The organism is Rhodococcus quanlei (assembly GCF_055231015.1).
Genome location: NZ_JBUYWD010000011.1, coordinates 37,213 through 60,068 on the forward strand (window position 1 = coordinate 37,213; position 22,856 = coordinate 60,068).

Annotated in this window: 6 protein-coding genes (1 of these 6 running past the window's edge); all 6 read right to left on the bottom strand. The window is 65.1% G+C overall.

All coding sequences use genetic code 11. The features are described 5' to 3' along the window. A protein-coding gene (locus ACZI8Q_RS09140; protein ID WP_463373206.1) for a non-ribosomal peptide synthase/polyketide synthase crosses the window boundary here: on the bottom strand, window positions 1-15,480 show its start. Its footprint begins 18,240 nt before the window's first position; 15,480 of the gene's 33,720 nt are visible here — the first part of the coding sequence; the start codon lies at window positions 15,478-15,480; its stop codon lies beyond the left edge, outside the window. Between the two features lie 852 nt (window positions 15,481-16,332). Beyond that, complete coding sequence (locus ACZI8Q_RS09145; protein ID WP_463373207.1) at window positions 16,333-18,327, bottom strand: acetoacetate--CoA ligase; 1,995 nt, start codon at window positions 18,325-18,327, stop codon at window positions 16,333-16,335. Then, window positions 18,324-19,181, bottom strand: coding sequence for an HpcH/HpaI aldolase/citrate lyase family protein (locus ACZI8Q_RS09150; protein WP_463373208.1), 858 nt, complete (start codon window positions 19,179-19,181; stop codon window positions 18,324-18,326). The genes ACZI8Q_RS09145 and ACZI8Q_RS09150 overlap by 4 nt, the downstream gene beginning before the upstream one ends. Further along, a complete protein-coding gene (locus ACZI8Q_RS09155) occupies window positions 19,178-19,702 on the bottom strand; it encodes a MaoC family dehydratase (RefSeq protein WP_463373209.1) in 525 nt (174 codons plus the stop codon). Before ACZI8Q_RS09155 ends, ACZI8Q_RS09150 begins: the two co-directional genes overlap by 4 nt. Next, a complete protein-coding gene (locus ACZI8Q_RS09160; protein WP_463373210.1) occupies window positions 19,699-20,862 on the bottom strand; it encodes an acyl-CoA dehydrogenase family protein in 1,164 nt (387 codons plus the stop codon). The genes ACZI8Q_RS09155 and ACZI8Q_RS09160 overlap by 4 nt, the downstream gene beginning before the upstream one ends. Beyond that, entirely contained in the window at window positions 20,859-22,856 is a 1,998-nt protein-coding gene (locus ACZI8Q_RS09165) for an acetyl/propionyl/methylcrotonyl-CoA carboxylase subunit alpha (RefSeq protein ID WP_463373211.1), read from the bottom strand. Before ACZI8Q_RS09165 ends, ACZI8Q_RS09160 begins: the two co-directional genes overlap by 4 nt.

The following is a 22,856-nucleotide window of genomic DNA, read 5'->3' on the forward strand; positions in this document are numbered from 1 at the left end:
CAGCACCAGCGTGTTCACGAACATGCCGACGAGATTGTCGAGAGCCGCATCCCCGCGGCCACCGACCGGTGTCCCCACGGCAATGTCTTCGGTTCCACTGAGCCGCGAGAGAAGTACAGCGAACGCCGCGTGGACAACCATGTACAGGGTCGAGTTGTTCTCCTGTGCGATCGCGTTCAGGGAGTTCTTCAGCTCCGGCGACAACTCGAACTCGACCCGCGCGCCGTCCGGTACACGGCCGGGTGTTCTTTGCCGATCGAGCGGGAGGTCCAAGACATCCGGGAGACCGTCGAGCGTCTCCTTCCAGTAGTCCATCTGACGAGACGCCAGCGACTCGGGATCCTCGTCGGAACCGATCACCTCTCGTTCCCACAGCGCGAAGTCGGCGAACTGGACCGGCAACGGCTCCCAAGCCGGAGCAGCGCCGGCTGTCCTGGCGCTGTACGCCACGATCAGGTCGCGTGCGAGCGGCGCCATCGAGCCGCCGTCGGCGCTGATGTGGTGAATGACGATGACGAGCACGTGGTCGGTGCGGTCCGCACCGAACAGCGCGGCACGCACCGGCACGGTCTTGGTCACGTCGAAACCGGTCGTGGCGAACTCGAAGATTCGACGCTTCAGTTCCTCTTCACCGTCGACCGGTACGACGGCCAAGTCGACGCCGGCCTCTTCGACACCGTGGACGACCTGGAATGCGCCGTCCGGTGAACTCGGGAAGGTGGTGCGCAGCACCTCGTGCCGTTCCAGCACGTCCGCCAACGCGGCCTGCAACGCGGCGACGTCCAACGCACCTTCGAGGCGCAGAGCCAACGGAATGTTGTACGACGCGGATGCCGGGTCGAAACGGTTGGCGAACCACATACGCTGCTGCGCCAGCGAGAGCGGAATCCGGTCCGGGCGCGGACGCGCCACCAACGCCGGGCGGGCCGCCATGCCGGTTCCGAGTTCGTCGACACGGCGCGCAAGACCTGCCACGGTCGGCGCCTCGAACAGTTCTCGGACGCCGATCTCGCTTCCCAGCGCAGCGTTGAGTCGTGAGATCACACGGGTGGCGACGAGCGAGTTGCCACCGAGATCGAAGAACGCATCGTCACGGCCGACGCGCTCGACTCCGAGAACCTCGGCGAACGTCGCCGCGACCACACGCTCGGTGTCGGTCTCCGGCGCCCGGTACTCACGCTCCTGCGAAACGAACTCGGGTTCGGGCAGCCTACGCCGATCCAGCTTGCCTACCGGGGTGAGCGGAATCGAGTCGAGCGCCACGACCGTCGCCGGGACCATGTAATTCGGCACGAACTCGCCGACGTGGTCGAGGAGGGCATTCACCTCGAAAGTGGCGCCCTCGGTGGGAAGAACGTAGGACACCAGCACCGAGTCGCCCGCCGGCCCGTCCACGACCGAAGTCGTGGCGAAGTCGACGTCGGGATGCCGGGCGAGAACGGCGTCGATTTCACCGAGCTCGATACGGAAGCCGCGGACCTTCACCTGCTGATCGGAACGGCCCACGTATTCGACCGTCAACTGGCCGCTCTCGTCCTTACGCCAGCGCACCACGTCGCCGGTGCGGTACATGCGCGAGCCCTCGTCGCCGTGCGGGTTGGCGACGAAACGGTCCGCGGTCAACGCGGTACGGCGATGGTATCCGCGGGACAGACCGAGGCCCGAAAGATACAGCTCACCTGCGATACCGACAGGAACCGGGCGCAGACGGTCGTCGAGAACCAGCGCGCTGGTGCCGCGAATCGGCCCACCGATGGTGACGGGCCCGGCAGCGTCCATCGGATCGCTGATGTTGGTCATGATCGTGGTCTCGGTGGGACCGTAACCGTTGAACAGCTTGCGGTTCGGTGCCCAGCGGGCCGCGAGCTCGCCGGGCACGGCCTCGCCGCCGGCGACGACGTACTGAAAGTCCTCGAGCCCCGTAGGATCCACCGAGGCCAGCGCAGACGGAGTGACGAAGCCGTGGGTGACGCGCTTTTCCCGCAGGAACTGGGCGAACTCCGGTCCGCCGTACACATCGGTCGGTGCGATCACCATGGTGGCGCCTGCGCCGAACGCCAGCAGCAACTCGAGCACCGAAGCATCGAAACTCGGTGATGCGAAGTGCAGGGTGCGGGATGCGGTGCTCACGTCGTAGCGGTCACGCTGCTCGGCCGCGAAGTTCGCGAGACCGCGATGGGTGACCACCACGCCCTTCGGCTTACCCGTGGTGCCGGACGTGTAGATCACGTAGGCACTGTTCGACGGCTGCACTGCTGCTCGGCGCTCGTCGTCCCGAACGGGTGTCACCGGATACTGGGCGCACGACTCCTCGAAGTCGTCGCTGTCGAGAACGAGCCATTCGACCTGCTGGCCGTCGGATGTGCTTCCGGGCAGACGGCCGACCTCTCCACTCACGGAAAGTCCGAGCGCCACACCCGAATCGGTGACCATGTGCTCGATACGGTCGCTCGGGTACTGCGGGTCGATCGGCACGTAGGCGCCGCCACTCTTGGTGACCGCCCAGATGCCGAGGATCGACGAGATCGACCGCGTGATGCCCAGGGCAACGAACGTCTCGGCGCTCACTCCCCTGTCGATGAGGGCGCGTGCAATGCGGTTCGAGCGTTCGTCGAGTTCCCGGTACGTGATCGTCGCGTCGCCGTCGACGACCGCGATGCCATCCGGATTCGCAGCCACGGCGGACGCCAGAATCGTCGGCAGTGTCACCGGGTCGACCCCAGCGATTCCACGAACCGGGCTGAGCGCAGCAGTCTCCTCCGGATCGAGGATCGGGATGTCGCCCACGGCGATACCGGTGGACTCGGCCACGCTCTCGAGGATGCGGACGAACCGGTCGGCGAATCCCTGCACGGTCTTCTCGTCGAAGATGTCGGTGGCGAAACCGAGTACGCCGTCGACGCCGGTCGGCTCGCCCGAGTCGGACCAGGTCTCGCTCAGATCCACGGTGAGATCGAACTTGCTCAGCTCCACGTCCACTGCGCCGGGTGTGGCTTCCAGGCCCGAGAACTCCAGGGTCGGGACAGCGTTCACCTGGTGCGACAGAACAACCTGGAACAGGGGTGAGTGCGAGGTGGAACGCGCAGGGTCGATCTCTTCGACCAGCTGCTCGAACGGGATGTCGAGGTTGCTGAACGCCTGCAGATCGGTTTCGCGAACCTGCTCGAGCAGGTCACCGAACGACGTGGACGACTCGACGATCGTCCGCAATACGAGAGTGTTGACGAACATGCCGACGAGATCCTCGACGGCCTCGTCCCCACGCCCGGCCACCGCAGTACCGATCGCGATGTCGTCTGTGGAACTCACGCGCGCCAAGAGCACTGCGAGGGCGCCGTGCAGGACCATGAACACCGACACACCGCGATCACGTGCCAGTGCACCGAGTTGCCGGTGCAACGACTCGCCGATCGTGAAGGTCACCGATCCACCGGCCATGGACCGCACAGTGGGGCGCGGACGGTCGACGGGAAGCGACAGGACGTCCGGCAGACCCGCCAGCGTCTCCTTCCAGTATCCGACCTGCCGAGCCGCCAGCGAATCCGCATCCTCGGGGCTGCCGAGGACCTCGCGCTGCCAGAGTGCGTAGTCCGCGTACTGGACCGGCAGCTGCGGCCATTGCGGCGTCGTCTTCTCGACCCGAGCCGTGTACGCCATCATCACATCGCGTGCGAGCGGAAGCGTGGAGCCGCCATCGGATGCGATGTGGTGCATGACCATCACGAGGACATGCTCGGTCGGGCTGATCCGGAAGAGCTTCGTCCGCACGGCAATCGTGTCGGTGACGTCGAAACCGTTCGACGCGAACGCGAACAGTTCCTGTCTCAGGGACGCTTCGGATACGTCGGTTGCCTCGACGTCGATCGCGGCTGAGGAGGCGGGCAGGATCAGCTGGTACGCACCATCCTTACCCTCCGGGTACACGGTGCGAAGTGCCTCGTGGCGCTCGATCACGTCCGACAGGGCACCCGCCAGTGCATCGACGTCCAGGTCGCCGGACAACCGCACCGTCAGCGGAATGTTGTACGCCGGCGACGTGGGGTCGAATCTGTTCAGGAACCACATTCGCTGCTGGGCGAGCGACAGCGGGGGTTCGGCCGGCCTGGTGCGCGGGACCAGCGGCGGACGTGGCGTGCCTTCTCCCCCGAGGCGCTCCACGAACGTCACGAGTTCGGCCACCGTCGGCGCCTCGAACAGATCACGCATGCCGACCACCGCACCGGTGGCTGCGGACACCCGTGCTGCCACTCGGGTGGCACTGAGCGAGTTGCCGCCCAGGTCGAAGAACGAGGAGTGGACACTGACCCGTTCGGAGCCGATCACGTCGCCGAAGATTCCGGCAACGATCTCCTCGAGGGGTGTGCGCGGTCCGACGAACTCCACGTTGTCTTCGGGGAACACGGGTGTGGGCAGCGACTTGCGGTCGATCTTTCCGCTGGCGTTCAGCGGCATCTCGTCCAGCACGGTCACCACGTCCGGGACCATGTGCGACGGGAGCGTCGAGCGCAGGTTCGACAGCAGAACATCCGTGTCGAGATCGGCGTCGGATGCGGCCGTCGCGTACGCGGCCAGGCGCGCCTTCTCGTTCTCCCCGTGCACGACGACGATGGACTGCAGAACGCGAGCATCGGCGGTCAGCGCGGACTCGATCTCACCGAGCTCGACCCGCAGACCACGGATCTTCACCTGGAAGTCGCTGCGACCCAGAAAGACCAGTTCGCCATCTGCCCGTTCCCGGACGAGGTCACCGGTCCGGTAGATACGTGCACCTTCTGCGAACGGGCTGGCAACGAAGCGCGAAGCCGTCGTCCCGGTCATACCGCCGTATCCGCGGCCGACGACGATTCCGCCGATGTACAACTCGCCCGTGACGCCCTGCGGCACCCGACGCAAACGAGCGTCCAGTACCTCGTACTCGACGCCACCGAAAGCTGCGCCGATCGGGATCGGGCCCTGCTCGGCGTCGGCGGACGACAGATCGACCTCGTGGAAGGATGTGGTGTCCGACGTCTCGGTCGGGCCGTACGTATTGAGCATGCGGGTCTCGGAACCGATCAGCGGCGCGCACGCTGCCGGGCGGATCTGCTCACCACCGAGGATCACGACATCGAGGTTGGTGAGCACCCCCTTGTCGTCGAGGTCGGCCAAGACCTCGAAGGCGCTCGGAGCCATGTTCGCGACGGCAACGTCACCCGTATCGATCTTCTCGAGAATAGGCATCGGATCGAAACCGGGCGTTGCCAGGTGCAGCACTCCGCCGTACGCGATCGACCCCCAGATGTTCTTCTGAGTCAGGTCGAACAGCGGAGAGCTGGCAACGAGGACACCTGTCCCCTCGGCGAAGTCGAGTTCGCTGCGGTACCACTGGAAGGTGTTGGACACGCCCCGCATCGGCACCATCGTCGGCTTCGGCCGGCCGGTCGATCCCGACGTGGAGATGACGTAGGCCAACCGCTCGCCGGCACCCGGGGCATCCCACGGATCGTCGGCAAAATCGTTCGCATCCAACGACTCCAGGTACTCGATCGTCTTCGGTTCGTCGAGAACGAGGACGTCGAACGGCGCATCGGCGACATCGCCCCATGCACTGGTACTCACCACGGCGCGAGCCCCGCTCGCGTCCACCAGCCCGGTGATTCGGTCCAGCGCCCAGGCCTGATCGAACGGGCTGTACGCCGCGCCGATCTTCCACGTGGCGAGCATGCCCACGACCCACTCGAGGGAACGTGGCACGACGAGCGCCACGACGTCGTCCGGCCCGACTCCTCGAGCCTTGAGCGCTCGGGCCAACTGGTTGGCACGCCGATTCAGCTCGCGGCGAGTGGTCGTCACGCCCTCATTGATCACGACCGCGGCATTCGGATTCTTTTCGACCGTTTCCTGCCACAGGGTGACGGCGCGAGCGAGGGGTCGTGCGGATGCGTCCTGCTCGTTCGCAGATTCGGCAACCGGGGCCTCCGGCTCGAATGCCGCCAGGTCGATGTCGCCCACGAGAGCGTGAGCGTCTTCGATGACCCTGTCGAGAATGACCCCGAATCCGTCCTGACCGTCAGCTGACGGCGGCGCCATCATGATCGTGGGCACCAAGCCGGACAGCACCACGGAAACGATTGCGTCCTGGCTCATTCCGCGTTCGGCCATCGGTGCCGACATCAGACGCAGGCGCTCGTCGAACTCGCGGTAGGTCACCGCCATTCCATCGTGCGACACCGCAACCGCCTCCGGTGCGACCTGGACGGCGGCAGCGAGCAGCGCAGGCAACTCGCGGACGGTCATCGAACGACGGACTTCAGGTGTACGCAACTTCGTTCTTTCGCTATCGGTGAGAATATCGATATCCCCGGCCGCGACCTGCGGGTCGGCGGCGACGGTCTCGAGGACTCGGGTGAAGCGTTCAGCGATCCGGGTAACGGACGAAGAGTCGAACAGATCGGCCGCATAGGTGATTCGGCCCGACACCACGTTCGGGTGGCCGGAGTCGTCGAACTGTTCGGTCAGGGTGAGCGTCAGGTCGTACTTGGCTCCCTCGTCCATGTCCTCGAGAACCTGCACCGTCAACCCCGGAAGCTCGAGTGCACCGATGCGGTTGTTCTGAAACGACAGCATGACCTGGAACAGCGGCGAATACGCAGACGACCTGCGGGTATTACGGGCCTCGACCAGGCGCTCGAACGGTATGTCCGAGTTCTCGAATGCCGAAAGATCGCTCTCGCGGACGCGGCCGAGCAAGTCGGCGAATCTCTCGCCGGGATCCACCTCGGTGCGCAGCACCAGGGTGTTCACGAACATGCCGACCAACTCGTCCAGCGCCTGATCGCCACGCGCGGCGAGCGGCGTTCCGATCGCGATGTCGCCGGAGTTACTCAGGCGCGACAGCAGCACGGCGAGCGCGGCGTGCGCGACCATGAACATCGACGCGCCGTGCTTCTTGGCAACCTCGTCGAGACGGCCGTAGAGAGCCGGGTCGATCGCGAAGTCGACGAAGTCTCCCCGCATCGATCGACGAGCAGGGCGCGGCCGGTCGGTCGGCAACTCCAGCAGCTCGGGAAGGCCGGCAAGCTTGTCCATCCAGTACGAAACCTGCTGAGCAGAAAGCGATTCTGCATCGACGGGATCACCGAGCACCTCCCGCTGCCACAGCGCGAAATCCGGGTACTGCACCGGCAACGGCGACCAAGCCGGCGCCGTACCCGCGCTGCGAGCGCTGTACGCCACCATGACGTCACGCGCCAGCGGCGCCAGGGAGGCGCCGTCGGCGATGATGTGATGGACGACGAGCACGAGCAGGTACTCGGTCTCGCTGGTGGCGAAGAGCCGGATTCGCAGCGGCGGGGCCGCCGTGACATCGAAACCCTCGGTGGCGAACTCGACGAGCCGGGCGCGCAGTTCATCCTCCGACACACGTACCGGACTGAGATCGAACGCCACCAGATCGGCCTCGAGAACGTCCTGATACGGGCCGTCCTCCGAGTCCGGGAAGGCGGTGCGCAACGACTCGTGCCGACGCAGAACGTCCGACACCGCATTCGACATGGCATCGATGTCCAGCTCGCCGGAGAGACGAACTGCCAAGGGAATGTTGTAGGCGGCCGATGCCGTGTCGAATCGGTTCATCAGCCACATGCTCTGCTGCGCCATCGACAACGGCACCCGCGCGGGACGCGGACCCGCCACGAGAGCCGGACGGGTCGAGTCGGTGCCGGTACGTGCTGCGACTTCGAGCGCCAACCCTTGGACGGTGGGCGATTCGAAGAGTTCACGCACCCCCAAACGCATGCCGCCCGCAGCGTTGAGGCGAGCGATCACCTTGGTTGCGAGCAGCGAGTCACCGCCGAGTTCGAAGAACGATTCCGTGACACTGACCGACTCGAGGCCGAGTACTTCCGCGAACACCCCGGCGACGAGTTCTTCGTCGCGAGTGCGCGGTGCCGTGATCGGCCCCTGCATCGCGGTGAAATCGGGTTCCGGCAACGCCGCGCGATCGAGCTTGCCGACACGGGTGAGCGGAATCTCGTCCAGAAGGAGAATCGCACTCGGAATCATGTGCGAGGGCAGCGTCGTCCCCAGGAAATCCGGCAGCTCGGCCACATCCACGTCGGTGTCGGCACTCGGGAGCACATAGGACACCAACGCGGTGGCTCCCGACGGCATCGTGGCACCGACGGTCACCGCGAACTCGAGATTCGGGTGGCGAACCAGTGCCGCGTCGATCTCGCCCAGTTCGATACGGAAACCACGCACCTTCACCTGGAAGTCACTGCGCCCCACATATTCAACACCGAATCCGGCGGTGTGGTGGTGGTCGACCACGAATCGGACGACGTCACCCGTGCGGTACATGCGGCTACCGTCGTCAGCGAAGGGGTTCGCCACGAACCGCTCGGACGTGAGACCCAACCGCTCGTGGTATCCGCGGGCGAGTCCGGGGCCTGCGATGTACAGCTCGCCCGACACGCCTTCCGGGACAGGACGGAGCATGTCGTCGAGCACGTAGACGCTGACACCGCGAACGGGGCCACCAATCTCGATTCGAGCGCCCGCCTGCATCGGGTTGCTCACATTGCTCATGACGGTGGCTTCGGTGGGGCCGTAACCGTTGAACATGCGACGGCCCGGCGCCCAACGTTCCACCAGTTCAGGTGGGCACGCCTCACCGCCGACAACGACGCACTCGAGTTCGTCGAGACCCTCCGGGTCCACCGACGCCAATGCGGCCGGGGTGACGAACGCGTGCGAGACAGACTGCTCCCGCAGGAACGTCCTCAGCTCGTCGCCGCCGTACAGGTCGGCCGGGGCGACCACCATGGTTGCGCCACAACCGAACGCCAGCAGATATTCCAGAATCGACGCGTCGAAACTCGGCGACGCGAAATGCAAGGTTCGCGACGCGGGTTCCACATCGTAATGAGTGCGCTGTTCTTCGGAGAAGTTGGCAAGACCCGTGTGGGTCACCACGACGCCCTTGGGCAGACCGGTGGTGCCGGACGTATAGATGACGTACGCCGTGTTGTCGATGGAAGGCTCCGCGATGCGCTCTCCCGCGGCGATCGGCGCGGTCGACCGAACCTCGATCTGCGCGGCGGTCTCGTCGCCGTCGACGGCGAGCCACTCGATATCGCCGGGAAGCTCGTTCGCCGTGTCGGCGACGGTCAGTCCGAGCACCGCGTGGGAATCGCCGACCATGTGCGCAATGCGGTCCGCGGGGTAGCGCGGATCGACGGGCACGAACGCGCCGCCCGTCTTCGCGATCGCCCACATCGCGACGATCGAATACAGGGAGCGCTTCATACCCAGTGCCACGAACACTTCGGGGCCCACACCACGTTCGATCAGAACGCGTGCGAGCTGGTTCGAACGCTCGTCGAGTTCGCGATACGTCAGTTCCACACCGTTCGTGACGAGCGCCGTGTGCTCGGGATCGACCGCCACGGACTGGGCAAGAATCTCCGGCAACAGTGCGGTGGGCGCATCCTCCACGCCGACGACCGACGTCATCGCGTCCCGCTCCGTCGCTTCGAGAATGTCGATCCCGGCAACCGGGGCCTGCGGGTTCGCGACGAACGCCTCGAGCACACGCACGATGCGGGCCATGATGGCCCCCACCTCGGCGTCCGTGAACAGATCCTTGCGGAACTTCGCCGTGAGATGCAGACGCGGGTCGGTCATCGCGACGATTGCCAGCGGGTAGTGCGTGGCGTCGTTGGAGGTGACGTCGAGCACCCGGAGGCCCTCGATGTCACCGCCCTTCGTCAGGGCTTCACGGTCGAGCGGGTAGGACTCGTACACCATCAGGGTGTCGAACAACGTGCCCTGCCCGATCCCCTGCTGGATATCGGTCAGTCCTACGTAGTGGTGGTCGAGGAGTCCGGTCTGCTCGGTCTGAATGCGTTCGAGCAGAACGGCAATCGTGTCGGTGGTCTCGACACGCACCCTGACAGGAAGTGTGTTGATGAACAGGCCCAGCATCGCCTCGATACCGGATACCTGAGGTGGCCTGCCGGACACCGTGGTGCCGAACACGACGTCGTCACGACCGGTGAGGCGGCCGAGCACGATGCCCCACGCGGCCTGCACGATCGTGTTGACCGTGATGCCGAGCTCGCGGGAGCAGTCGTTCATCGCGTCGAGCAGCTCGTCGGAGAGATCGACGGTGATGTCGCCCGGCTCGTTGTCGTGGGACTCCGGATCACGAGCAGCCTGTGTCTCCACGCTGTCCGCGAGCAGCGTCGGGCCTTCCACACCCTCGAGCGCCTCGGTCCACGCGTCGACCGAGGTCTGCACGTCCAGAGTGGTGAGCCACTCGAGGTAGCTGCGGTACGGACGCGGCTGCGGCAGGGCGCGAGTATCTCCAGCCGTGGCGTACAGCGTCAGCAAGTCCTGGATGAGGATCGGCAGCGACCACCCGTCCAGCAGAATGTGGTGGTTGGTGATCGCCAGCCGATACCGGTCTTCGCCCAACCGCACCAACAGGAATCGCAGCAACGGTGGTGCCGTCATGTCGAAACGATCGGTGCGGTTGTTCACGACGAGGCGATCGACCTCCGCGTCACGCTCGGTCTCCGAAAGGGACCGCAGGTCCACTTCGGACCAAGGCACGGACGCCTCGTCGACGACGATCTGCATCCCCGAACCCGACTCGTCGAGTAGGAACGCGGTGCGCAGGTTCGGGTGCCGGGCAACGAGCCCCTCTGCCGCACGGTGCAACCGGGCAGGGTCGATCGAGCCACCGAGATCCATGACCAGCTGGGTGGTGTAGACGTCGGTGGTGGCGCCGGCCAGTGAAGCGTGGAACAACAGGCCGAACTGGAGTGGTGCCAATGAGTACGCATCGGCCAATCCTGGGTACGCCGACTCGATTTCGTCGATCTGCCGTTGGCTGGGCGAGACGAGATCGAAATCCGAAGGTGTACGGCCACCCGCACCCGGCCGGCTCGCGTGTGCGGCAACAGCCTCGAGCGCTCGCGTCCACAGTGCGACGAACTCGTCGACATCGGACACGGCGAGAGCGCCCGCTGGATAGTCGACGGTGGCCGTCAGGCGCTGCTGTCCGTCGACTTCGCCGACCATCGCGTTGATGTCGAGCGCGAACCGCATAGGCATCGAATCGTTGCGCGTGCCGGAGAGTTCCATCGTGTCCATGTCTGGCAACCAGGCGACGCCACGCAACTCCTCCGGAATGTCGCCGGTGGACACACGCCCGAGGTAGTTGAAACTGACCTGGGGAGTGGGCAGAGCGGCAAGGATGTCCTCCGTCTCCGAATTCAGGTATCGAAGCGAACCGAATCCGATGCCGCGGTTCGGTATCGCCGCGATCTGTTCCTTGACGGACTTGACCAGGGTTCCTGCGGCGGCGCCTCCCGCCAACGCATCCGTGAGATCGACACCGTCGGTGTGGATACGGACCGGGTACATGCTGGTGAACCAGCCGACCGTTCGAGACAGGTCGGCACCGGGCAGCACGGATTCCTCACGTCCGTGACCCTCGAGGTGCACGAGCGTGCAGTCGTGCGGTGTGCCGGCGGCCGACCGCCACTCGGCAAGTGCGAGAGCCAACGCGGCGAGAAGACCGTCGTTCACGCCACCGTGAAATGCGCCCGGCACGGCAGTGAGAAGCGCCTCCGTAACGTCTGCGGACAGCTCCACCCGCGCTTGCGCGTTGGCACCGACCACGTCGCGTTCGTCGAGGCGGCGACGACCGATCACCGGATCGGAGCCGGCCGAGGTGTCGCGCCAGAAGTCGAGTTCGCTGCGGCGCGCATTCTGCTTTGCTGCGTCGAGGAGCCCGTGCGACCAGCGCCGCAACGACGTGCCGGTCTGCTCGAGAGCGGGGTTGCGCCCGGCAGCAACCTGCATCCACGCGGCACTGAAGTCGGGAACGAGAATGCGCCACGACACGCCGTCCACGGCGAGGTGGTGGACGACGACCAGAAGCCGCGCCGGGGTGTCGGCGGCGGCATCGGTGTTGGTGAACCAGACGAACCGGACGACTGTTCCCGCGGCCGGGTCCAGACTGTCCACCGCACGCTCGTGCGCGGCATTCAGTTCGGCGTCGAAAGAGGTGGGCTCGAATTCGACGTGCTCGACGAGCCCCGCAATGTCCACGGTGCCGACCGCACCGGCCTCGAGAGTCCACTCCCCCGCATCGTCACGGCGGAGCGACAGCCGCAGCGCGTCGTGGCGATCGACCACGGCGGTCAGAGTGCGCAGAAGACCGTCGTGATCGACTCCCTCGGGCAGAGACAGCAGCATCGACTGCGAGAATCTGTGGAAGTCGTCACCCTGCTGCGTCATCCAGTGCACAACGGGAGTGAGCGGCATGGTGCCGATTCCGGCACCGGGCAGCTCTTCGAGGACGTGCACCGGGTCGGCGTCGACGCTGAACACGGCGATCTCCGCGAGCGATGCCACGGTCTTACGTTCGAAGACCTCACGGGCGGTCAGCAGCACACCCGCTTCCTTCGCGCGCGACACCAGCTGGATCGACACGATGCTGTCGCCGCCCATCGCGAAGAACGACGCCCCCACGCTGATCTTTTCGAGGCCGAGTACCTCGCAGAACAGGCCGGCGAGGGTTTCCTCCATCGGCGTTCGGGGCGCGATGAACTCCTCGTCGCTCTCCCCGAACACCGGTGCGGGCAATGACTTTCGGTCCAGTTTGCCGCTCGCGCCGACCGGCATCTCGGCGATGACCATGATGACGTCGGGGATCATGTACTCGGGAACCGATCGGCCCACGGCGGCCGAGAGTTCCGAGACGCCTACGTCCTGCCCGTGCTCGGGCACCACATAGGCGACGAGACGCTGCCCCAGAGCGCTGTCGTGCACCACGGCAACAGCCTGGTGAACAGCAGGGTCGGCCACCAGGGCTGCCTCGATCTCCCCGAGTTCGATACGCAGACCCCGCACCTTCACCTGGAAGTCGGTGCGGCCGATGTACTCGATACTGCCGTCGGATCGCCATTTGACGAGGTCGCCGGTGCGGTACATCCGCGCACCCGTCGCGGAGAACGGATTCGCGACGAATCGATCGGCGGTGAGGTCGGTGCGCCCCTCGTAACCACGTGCGGTCTGGGTTCCCGCGAGATAGAGCTCACCTGCGGCACCGATCGGAGACGGCTGCAGGTGACCGTCCAGGACGTAGGCTTGCGCATTCCACACCGGCGAGCCGATGGAAGGAACACCTTCGTCCGTACGATCCACCTCGCCGGCTGTGGCGTGGACGGTGAACTCGGTGGGCCCGTACAGGTTGTGCAGTGCGGCATCGCTCACCTCACGGAACGACGACGCCAACGCAGCGGGGAACGCCTCTCCCGCCACAAGCACAAGACGCAGGCTTGCGAGCTGCTGCCGCGTAGCGCTGGCGACGAACACGCTGAGCATCGACGGTACGAACGACGTAGCCGTGACCTGCTCTTGTTCTATGATGTTTGCGAGGTACTCGGGATCGCGGTGCCCGTCCGGAGCGGCGATCACCAGGGTCGATCCGGACGCCAGGGCGGAGAACAGTTCCCACACCGACACGTCGAACGTCACCGGTGTCTTCTGCAGCACGACGTCGTCGCTGTCCAAGCGGTACTCGCTCGCGACCCAGGCAACCTGGTTCAGTACCGATTCATGGCTGACTGCAACACCCTTCGGGCGCCCGGTCGAACCCGAGGTGTAGATGACGTAGGCGGGGTTCTCCGGACGCAGCGGCGCCACACGTTCGGAGTCGTGGATCGGGCCGGACTCCACCCCGGTGAGGTCCAGTGAATCCAACTCGACCACACGCGCCCCGGCGGGGAAGGTCGAACCGTCACGGGCAACGGTGAGCACGCACAGCGGGTTCGCGCTCTCGAGTACGTACTCGGTACGTGAGGCGGGATGATCCGGATCGAGGGGCACGTACGCGCCACCGGCCTTGAGCGTGGCGTACATGGCTACCATCAGGTCGACGGACCGCCGGATCGAGAGTGCAACCTTGGTCTCGGGGCCGACTCCCATGCCGATGAGCGTGCGGGCAAGCGCATTCACCCGTGAGTCGAACGTGGTGTAGTCGATTCGTTCGTCTCCACACACCAGCGCGGTGGCGTCCGGAGTCCGCGCGACCTGAGCTTCGAACGCGTCCACGACAGTTGCCTCGGACCGCGCGACATTCTCCACCGTAACGTCGACGGCGGCGCCGTTCCACCCCTGAACGACCTGCTCACGCTCCTGCTCACCCATACCGGGCAGCGCCGCCACCGGGGTGTCGTCGCCCGCCGAGAGGAAACGGGAGAAGAACTCGAAGAAGCGAGTGTGGTGACGATCCAACTCGTCCCCGGAATAGAGGTTCGGGTTGGCCTCGAAGTCGATGTGAATCTTGCTGCCGGCGACACCCTGGTAGATGTTGAGCGAGAGATCTTCGACCGGACCTGTGGTGAGAACGTTCTGGTGTCCGACGACAGAGCCCAGTTTGATCTCGTTGTGGAACATCATGATGTTCACCGACGGCCCGAACAGTCCGCGCTGCCCCTGGGCCGCGCCGGCGTCGCGCCGGATGTCCTCGTGCCGGTACCGCTGGCGGCGCAACGCGCCTGTCAGTTCCATCTGAGCACTGGTGACCAGGTCGGACACCGTCATCTCGGGGGTGATGTGCAGGCGCAACGGCACGATGTTGGAGACCATGCCGCCGGAGCGCCGAAGCGACGCCGTGGTGCGGGCGGACACGGGAAGACTCAAGACCACGTCCGTGGTGTCCGTCATTCGGGACAGGTATGCCGCGAAAGCGGCGACGGTGACCGGAGCCGAACTCGAGTTGCGGGCCGCGACCGCTGCGTCGAGCAGATCCGCAGTCTGCTCGGGCAAGGCCTGCGACGACACCCGGGCGTACGAACCGACTCGGGCCGCCCTACCCGCGAGGCTGGGAGCATCCGGCAAGTGCGCCGTACGTTCCGCCCAATACTCACGATCTTTGGCGAACCGCTCGGACGACCGGTAACGCTGCTCGTCCTCGACGATCTTGACGAGGTCTTCGGCACGCCCCGCAGGAGGCTCACTGCCCTCCACGAGGGCGGAATAGATCTCGGCGACCCTTGCCACAAGCGCCATCGACCCGAACCCGTCGAGCGCGATGTGGTGGATACGGCAGAACCAGTAGTAGTGGTCTTCGCCGAGGTGGAGTAGGTATACGACAACCAGACGATCGTCGACCAGGTCGATGGGCGCGCTGTAGGTCTTGCGCATCCACCCCTGTGCGGTGGCGACAGGATCGGATTCGTGGCGCAGGTCGACGTAGGTGATGGCGTCGTCGAGAGCCTTGTCCACGTACTGGTGGGGCACTCCGTCGACCTCGACCAGACGGAGGTAGCCGGAGCCGAATTCGCGGCCGGTGCGCTTGCTCGCCTCGGTGAGGAGGTCGAGGTCCACGTCGCCACGAAGTTCGATGTATTGAGCGATCGTCAGCGGAACATCACCCATGGCGTGCTGCGCAAACCAGATACCGCGCTGTGCAGCCGACAAGGGGAAGGTTCCATTCGGAACCCCCGCGTCATCTGCTACAAGTCCCGACCCCAAGGGTTACTCCATTCTCGAACGTGCGGCCGACCGCGTCACCGTCTGCTGGCCTGTGTACATGGTCTGTGTTCGACGGGAAGCGTCATACGCTCGAGTGCTTCGTGGGCTCGACATGTCCGACATCGGTCGTTTCGATACCAGGTGCGTCATCTTCTCGCGCTGGTCGACGAGTCCCACCACACCCGAAACTGTGTCGTTCACAAGGTTCATATGTGGCTCCGTTCTCTCATCGATGCAACAAACGCCCATCCGTTCGGACTCTTTCATCACCGGCCGACTCGCCCGTTGATCCCATCCGTACAGGATCACTGGCCGATTCTATGGCCCACGACGGGGTCCGGAGCGCATTGGTAGCCATCTGTCGCGGACCTCCTGTTCGTTGCGGACGTGTACACGCACTCGACCAGCGCAAACGCGAACTTTCACCGAAACGGTGCCACGAAACGTCGAATACGAGCACTTTCTCCTTATCGAAGGCGCACCCAGTGGCGTTACGCGACCCGTGGACCCCCACACTCGATTCTGATGCTGGTGAACCACCCCGATCGAAGCCGGTCACGGAATCGCCGATCTCCAGCAGAACAGCCACTTCCCACCCCCTTGTTTCCGCATACGCACCGAGCGTACCGATGCGCGTGCACCTATTGTTTACCAAACTGCGGGGTGGGCCTCAAACGAGAACTGCGGGCTCCGTGGCGCGAGGCTCCGCAACAGGGCAAACACCTGAGCAATCGAACGTTTGTCCAGCTAGGGGCTGTGTGGCGAATCACATGGCGGGGCCAGTTACCCGCCAGCCGATCACCTCTGACGATCGGGAAGCTGAGCCACGTACCAGTCGATCAGCTCCGGCGAATCGACGGCGCTCCGATCCACGGCTCGCGACGGATCGGCCCCCTGGAGTATGCGCTTGAGCGGCACCTCCAACTTCTTCCCGGTTCGCGTGTGTGGGATTCCCGGCGCAACTACGACGTCGTCGGGCACGTGCCGCGGCGACGCCTGCTCACGAATGATGTCGCGAATGCGCGCACGCAGGGCGTCGTCCAGCTCGTTGCCCGCGGTGAGGACGACGTACAACGGCATCCAGTAGCCGCCGTCACGGCGCTCGACACCGAGCACGAGGGATTCGGCGATCTCGGGCAGCTTCTCGACCGCCTGATAGATGTCTGCGCTCCCCATCCTGATCCCGTTCCGGTTGAGCGTGGAATCGGACCTGCCGTGCATCAGCACCGAACCGCGGTCGGTGATCGTGATCCAGTCGCCGTGCCGCCACACTCCTGGATACGTGTCGAAGTACGCCGATTCGTACCGCGAGCCGTCCGCGTCGTTCCAGAACCGCACGGGCATCGACGGCATCGGAGCCGTGATCACGAGTTCCCCTACCTCACCACGAACGGGCCGTCCGCTCTCGTCGAAGGCATCGAGAGCCACCCCGAGATACGGTGCGGACAGCTCGCCGGGCCACACCGGAACCGTGCGAACGCCACCGACGAAGGCCGAGACCACATCGGTGCCGCCACTGATCGACGTGACGGGCACGTCCTGGCCCACGTTGTCGCGCAGCCACAGCGAAGAGGCTGCCGGCAGCGTCGCCCCGGTCACGCCGACTGCACGCAACGCGTCCAGATCGTGATCACGGGCGGGAACTGCGCCGGCCTTGTCGCACGCGAGCACATACCCCGGGCTCGTTCCGAGTACTGTCGCCCCGGACCTGGCCGCCATTTCCCACAACGAGTCCCTGTCCGGATACGACGGGCTGCCGTCGTAACAGACGATCGTCGCTCCGACCAGCAGACCGGAAGTCTGGAAGTTCCACATCATCCAACTGGGGCTGGTGTACCAGAAAAGGGTGTCGTCACGTCCGACGTCGGTCTGCAACGACAGCGCCTTCAGATGCTCGAGCAGCACGCCGCCGTGGCCGTGCACGATGCCTTTGGGCAGGCCGGTGGTTCCCGACGAGAACACCACCCATAGGGGGTGATCGAACGGAACCGCGATGGTCGTCAGTTCGGCACTGCGGGAGGTCGCCTCCTCCCACGAGAGCACACCCGTGTCCCCTTCGTTCGTGGAGCCGTCGCCCGAAACCAGAACCGTGAACACGAGCGACGGCAAGCCCGCACGGATCGCGGCGATCTCCTCCGACCGGTCGTGGTACTTGCCACCGAACCGGTACCCGTCCGAAGTGATCAGCGCCTTGGGTTCGAGCTGCCCGAGCCGGTCGAGTGCGGCCGGCGCCGAATAGTCCTGACCGCAGGCCGCCCACACAGCACCGAGGCTGACGGTTGCCAGAAACCCCACCACGGCCTCGGGGGTGTTCGGCACGTACCCGACGACTCGGTCGCCGACACCGACACCCTTCTCGCCGAGCGTCTTCGCCAAACCTGCGACGCGTTCACGCAGTTCCTGCCAGCTCATCGTCTGGTCGGCACGGTCCTCTCCGATGGAGACGATCGCCGCAGCGTCGCCACGCACATGACGAAACACGTAGTCCACGTAGTTGATCCGAGCCTCGGGGAACCATCGCGCTCCCGGCATCGTCGCGTCGGCCAGCGCCGGGCCGGTATCGGTGCTCGACCGCACATCGAAGTAATCCCACACGCACTGCCAGAAATCGCCGACATCGGTGACGGACCATTCCCACAGCGACCGATAGCCGTCGAACGTGACGCCGTGGCGCTGCGATACGAACCGCGCGAAATCGGTGATCGCGGCATCATTCACCTCGGCTTCACCGGGCACCCACTGCGGTTCGAGGTGGTGGGATGCGGAGTGGTGAGATGCGGTCTCGGAGCTCATTCTGACGCTTCTTCCTTCTTGTCCGCGCTGTTCGGACAGCGCTCCGCCTTCGCTGCGCGGTACAACAGCCTCTCTGCGTGACGCAGAACCGGTGCGTCCACCATCTTCCCTTCGAACGCGAACACCCCACGCTCGGCCTCGACCGCGGCGAGTACGCGCTTCGCCCAGTCGACCTCGTCCTCGGTGGGTGCGAAGGCTTCGCGGATCACGGCGATCTGACTAGGATGAATTGCCACCTTCACATCGAAGCCGACGGCAACGCTGTCCAGCGCTTCATGTTTCAGTCCATCCAAATCCTTGATGTCGAGATACACGGAGTCGAGGGCCAGCCGGTGGTACCCCTTCGATGCCAGCAACGACCGGGACCGAACGTCGCGTGCCACGTCTCGATAGGTTCCGTCCGGGTGACGGCTGGCGTTGCCACCCAGAGAGGCCACCAGGTCCTCAGCACCCCACATGACCCCGATGGTGCTGGCTGCCAGCGCAATGTCCTCCACCGCCAACGCTCCCGACGGCGACTCCACGAGTGCGATCACCTCGTGTGGCGCCAACGACAACACCTGCTCCGCAGACTCGCATTTGGGCAACATGAGACGGGTGTACCGGGTTCCGTCGAGCGCGAGCAGGTCCTTCTCGTAGTCGTCCGTCCCCACCGGGTTGATGCGCACCACCGTGTGTTCCGGGTCCAACGGTGTGTCGATCACGGCGTTTCTCGCGGCTTCTTTGTCGGCCGGCGCAACGCCGTCCTCGAGGTCGAGGATCACGACGTCGGCGACGGCGGCGGCCTTCTCGAATCGCTCCGGCCGGTCGGCCGGGCAGAACAGCCAGGCCGGCCCAGGATTGATCCAACTCACTGCGCCCCCTTCGGTGCTGGATTCTTCGGTACTGGATTCTTCATAACGAGTGTCTTGCGTACAGCCACCGCGACGACGTCGCCGTGCTGATTCCGGCCGGTGTGTTCGAGGGTGACGATCCCCTGGCCCGGACGCGATTTCGACTCACGCTTGCCCGTGATCGCGGTTTCCGCGTACAGGGTGTCACCATGACGCATCGGCTTCGGAAACGAAATCTCCGAGAATCCGAGATTCGCCACGATCGTTCCCTGCGTCAGCTGCGCGACGGACAGCCCGACGAGTGTGGACAGCGTCAGCATCGAGTTGATCAGACGTTCGCCGAATTCGGTCGTGGCCCCGTACGCCGCATCGAGGTGGAGCGCTTGCGTGTTCATCGTTTGGGTGGTGAACAGAACGTTGTCGGCCTCCGTCAGGGTCCGGCCAGGCCGATGCTCGTACACCGCGCCGAGTTCGTACTCCTCGAACCACAGACCGCGCTGTGTGATGCGCTTGGTGCCGCTCACTCGATAGGTGTCACTCACAGCCCCAACTCCCGTGCGACCAACATCAACTGCACCTCTGTGGTGCCCTCCCCGATCTCGAGGATCTTGCTGTCGCGGTAGTGCCGCGCCACTGCGTACTCGTTCATGAAGCCGTAGCCACCGTGAATCTGTGTCGCATCGCGTGCGTTGTCCATCGCAGCCTCGGAAGCGATCAGCTTGGCGATCGCTGCCTGCTTTTTGAACGGCTTGTCGGCAAGCATGGCGGCTGCGGCGTCGTAGTAGGCGGCGCGGGCGCCGTGAGCCCTCGCCTCCATACGTGCGATCTTGAACGCCACAGCCTGATTCTGTCCGATCGGATGCCCGAATGCCTCGCGTTCCTTCGCATATTTGACCGATTCGTCCACACATCCTTGTGCCGCGCCGACGCTCAACGCCGCGATGGCGATGCGACCCTCATCCAGGATGCGCAAGAAGTTCGCGTAGCCACGACCCCGCTGCCCGAGCAGATTCTCTTCCGGCACACGAACGTCGACGAAGCTCAACGGATGCGTGTCGGACGCATTCCAGCCGACCTTGTTGTACGCCGGCTCGGCAGTGAACCCGGCGGTGTCTGCGGGAACGATGATCGTGGAGATCTCCTTCTTGCCATTCTCCGACACTGCGGTGACCGCAGTTGCGGTGACAAGAGCTGTGATGTCGGTTCCCGAGTTGGTGATGAACTGTTTGTTGCCGTTGATCACCCACTCCCCGCCGTCGAGCTTCGCAGTGGTCTTGGTGCCGCCCGCATCGCTCCCCGCTCCGGGCTCGGTGAGGCCGAACGCACCGAGCGCCTTACCGGAGGTCAACCTGGGCAGCCATTCCTGCTTCTGCGCCGCGGTACCGAAGCGGTAGATCGGCATCGCTCCGAGCGACACACCCGCCTCCAAGGTGATGGCCACCGACTGGTCGACCTTACCGAGTTCCTCGAGCGCAAGGCACAGGGCGAAATAGTCGCCACCCATGCCGCCGTACTCCTCCGGAAACGGGAGACCGAACAGGCCCATCTCGGCCATCCCGGCCACAACCTCGTACGGGAAAGTGTGGTCGGCATCGTGTTTCGCCGAAACAGGGGCGACGACGTTGGTCGCGAAGTCTGCGACGGACTTCGCCAGTTGCTGATACTCGTCGGGAAGTTGGCCGGTGGCGAGGTAGTCGGTCATGAAGCGTCCTCTTTCGTATCAGGGGGTGTGATTCGGGCAAGCAATTGGTCGACGCTCACCTGTTCGCCGGCGGCGACAAGGAGGTCGACGGTGCCGTCGACGGGTGAAGTCAGCGAATGTTCCATCTTCATCGCCTCGACGACGGCAATGACCTGACCGACCGTGACCTCTTCACCGGACTCGGCACCCACGGCAATGACGGAACCGGGCATGGGACTGGTGATCTCGGCCTCGCCTGCGTGAGTGTCACCGGCACGAACGCTGACCTCCTCGAGCTCACGGAGCATCCAGGTGCCGTCGGCTCCCGACAGCCACAGGTGCCCGTCCGACACCGCGACCCGATACGTTGCACGACGACCGTCGATCTCGACGGTCAGTTCGTTGCCTTCGAGCACGGTTCCGAGTCGTCGCGGCTCGCCGTCTTCGATCCACGCCTTCGCACTGGTGGGATTGCCGGTGATGCGAACGTGCTCCGTGGTCGATGAGGACAACCGAATACTGGTCGGTGCGGGATCGCCGGTACGCCAGCCGCTCGGGACATCCCAGGGGTCCGCGACACTCGCGTCGGTCGGCCACCGGCCGATCCAGCGGTAGGCGGCTGCCGCGATCACCACATCGTCCGGCGCATCCGCTGCGGCGAAGTCGTCGAGGCGCCGATCGAGCAGCCCGGTGTCGAGTCGCCCTGCGGCAACGTCGGGATCAGACAGGAGGAATCGGGCGAATTCGATGTTGGTGACGACGCCGAGTACTCCGGTCCCGGCCAGAGCACGATCGAGTTTGCGCAGTGCCCTCGCGCGATCCGAGTCGTGCGCAATCACCTTGGCCAGCATGGGGTCGTAGTCGCTGCCCACGGTCGTACCGGCGCGCAGACCCGAATCGACACGCACTCCGGGTCCGGTCGGTTCCACGACGTCTACGACGGTGCCACCGGTGGGCAGGAATCCACGGCTCGGGTCCTCGGCGTACACACGAGCCTCGATGGCGTGACCGGTGAGGGTGATGTCGTCCTGGACGAATCCGAGCGGTTCACCGGCCGCGACCCGAACCTGCCACTCGACGAGGTCCAGCCCGGTGACGAGTTCGGTGACGGGATGTTCCACCTGCAGGCGCGTGTTCATTTCCATGAAGAAGAACTCGTCGGGCTTGTCCGCGGAGACGATGAACTCCACCGTGCCGGCACCCGAATAGTCGACGCTGTGTGCGGTGTTGCAGGCGGCCTCACCGATTCTGGTGCGTGTTGCCTCGTCCAACAGCGGTGACGGGGCCTCCTCGATCACCTTCTGATGACGCCGCTGCAGACTGCACTCGCGCTCACCGAGGTGCACCACATTGCCGTGGTTGTCGGCGAGGATCTGAACCTCGATGTGCCGCGGTCGGAGCACGAACCGCTCGAGGAAGAGGGTGTCGTCGCCGAACGAGGAGGCGGCCTCGCGACGCGCACTCTTCAGTGCGCCGGCCAGTTCGGACGGCTCTTCCACGAGACGCATCCCCTTGCCGCCACCGCCCGCCGAAGGCTTAACCAGAACGGGGTAGCCGATGTCGTCGGCGGCCCCGATCAATTCGTCATCCGACAATCCGGGCCGCGCGATCCCAGGCACCACCGGCACGTCGAATTTCGCGACCGCGTTCTTCGCGGTGATCTTGTCGCCCATCACCTCGATCGCCCGTGCCGAAGGCCCCAGGAACGCAAGGCCCGCATCCGCACAGGCGGCCGCGAACTTCGCGTTTTCCGAAAGGAAGCCGTATCCGGGGTGGATGGCCTGGGCGCCCGTTGCCTGCGCTGCGGCGATCACCTTGTCGATCACCAGGTAGCTTTCCCGGGCTGCGGCCGGACCGAGCAGCACAGCAGTGTCGGCCTCGAGTACGTGCCGCGCGCCGCGGTCGGCCTCACTGAACACCGCAACGGAGCGGATCCCCATCTCACGCAGTGTGCGGATCACGCGCACGGCAATCTCGCCACGATTGGCGACGAGGACGGTATCGATGTCGGTCAT

Excerpts from the sequence above, each read along its gene's own strand:
- ACZI8Q_RS09145 (WP_463373207.1), bottom strand. The coding sequence starts at position 18,327 with ATGAGCTCCGAGACCGCATCTCACCACTCCGCATCCCACCACCTCGAA.
- ACZI8Q_RS09160 (WP_463373210.1), bottom strand. The coding sequence starts at position 20,862 with ATGACCGACTACCTCGCCACCGGCCAACTTCCCGACGAGTATCAGCAA.
- ACZI8Q_RS09165 (WP_463373211.1), bottom strand. The coding sequence starts at position 22,856 with ATGACCGACATCGATACCGTCCTCGTCGCCAATCGTGGCGAGATTGCC.